We start from the raw sequence: 394 nt of genomic DNA on the forward strand, positions 1-394 counted from the left end.
CTCCTCCACTGCCTGCTTGGCGCCTCCCTGATCAAACCGGGAGACGCGGTGAGGCATAAATGAACGGTTCGCGCCCGAGGTCAACCCTCGGCGAGACGTGACGGCTGCTACAATTCGCCCGGCGCTTCGCGCCGCCAAAGTCTGCAAGCGCGGTTAAACTGCTTAAAGGGCCACATCAGACCTCTTGCTCACGCATCCGGCACATTCTCGGCGAGCTCCTTCAGCCACAGCGCCGCACTTGCATCCGACGGCATCCGCCAGTCGCCACGCGGCGAAAGCGAGCCGCCCGAAGTGATCTTCGGGCCATTGGGTAGCGTCGAGCGCTTGAACTGGTTGGCAAAGAAGCGCCGGAGGAACAGGCCGAGCCAATGCTTGATCTCGGCCAAGGTATAAG

At 62.2% G+C, this 394-nt stretch carries 1 pseudogene; it reads right to left on the reverse strand.

The window, feature by feature from the left end:
* Positions 1–188: 188 nt before the first annotated feature.
* A pseudogene (locus AC1D0P_RS31195) lies at positions 189–394 on the reverse strand (NAD(+) synthase); the annotation flags it as partial.

This window comes from Polaromonas sp. P1_G2 (assembly GCF_056405515.1).